Here is a 1172-nt window from a genome sequence, read left to right as displayed (position 1 = left end):
ACAGTAATGATGGAATTGGCTTGTGTTGCGGTGTGACTCTGGGTGTGACTGACGCCTTGCGAAGGGTTTGTCTTGATAATGATCTGTCCGCCGCGGCGCAGGCTGCAGTAAACGCGGCGGCCAGGTGGACATGACCTCATAGGAGCCTGCTCGAAGAGTCCCATTACTGTCTTGTCTGCCCACCCGGCCGGCGTGCCCATTTTTGTCCCACCGCACGCAACGGAAGGCAGGGCCAGTTTCATCATGACAAACCAACATGTGAAAGTCATCGCCGGGATCGACACACACGCCGACACCCACCACGTCGCGATCATCGACGAAACCGGCAGACACATCACCGACAAAGAGTTTCTGGCCGTGGGTTCCGGATACCGGAACATCGCGGCCTTCATCACCGGATTCGGTCCGGTCCTTGCCGCCGGAGTGGAAGGCACCGGCAGCTACGGTGCCGAACTCGCCCGTGTCCTGACCGGGGAAGGCATCCGGGTCCTGGAGGTCATCCGCCCGAACCGGCAGGGGCGCCGGCTCAGGGGCAAATCCGATCCCTTGGATGCCTACCAGGCGGCAGAAACCGCCCTGGCCGGCCGGAACGTCGCAACACCCAAATCCCGGAACGGGGCGGTGGAATCCCTGCGGGTCCTGCGCGCCGAACGGGCCACGGCCATGCGTGCCCGGGTAGCGGTCATGACCCAGATCAAAAGCATCCTCACCGCAGCGCCCGAGGCGCTCCGGGCCAAATACCGGCACCTGACCCGCGCCGCGATGATGGCCGCGCTGGAGAAAACACGGCCCACCGGGGACATGGCCGAGCCCGTGAACGCCACCGCGGCCGTGCTCAAACGCCTCGCCATCCGCTACCGCGCCCTGCACCAGGAACTGGCCGTCATCGACGCCGAACTCGACGCGATCATCACCGTCCACGCCCCGATGCTGCGCGACCTCATAGGCGTGGGAACCGACGTCGCCAGCCAGCTGCTGGTTACCGTCGGTGATAACCCCGAACGGGTCACCACGGAAGCCAAATTCGCCGCGCTCGTCGGCGTCGCGCCGATACCGGCATCGTCAGGGAAAACGACACGGCACCGGCTGAGCCGCGGTGGCGACAGGCAGGCCAACAAAGCCATCCACCACGTCGCCCTGGTCCGGATGAAAACCGACACGCGCACCAGGAA

The 1172-nt window shown here is 64.8% G+C and carries 1 protein-coding gene; it reads left to right on the top strand.

Going from position 1 to position 1172, the window contains the following annotated elements:
• Positions 1 to 243 precede the first annotated feature (243 nt).
• On the top strand, positions 244 to 1172 hold a 929-nt coding region (locus ACFUTU_RS21425; RefSeq protein ID WP_377967968.1), incomplete at its 3' end, for an IS110 family transposase.

Source organism: Arthrobacter sp. NPDC057388, from assembly GCF_042668165.1.
Lineage (GTDB): Bacteria > Actinomycetota > Actinomycetes > Actinomycetales > Micrococcaceae > Arthrobacter.
The sequence above is the reverse complement of the archived record's forward strand: the minus strand, read 5'-3'. Positions and strand labels throughout refer to the sequence as shown.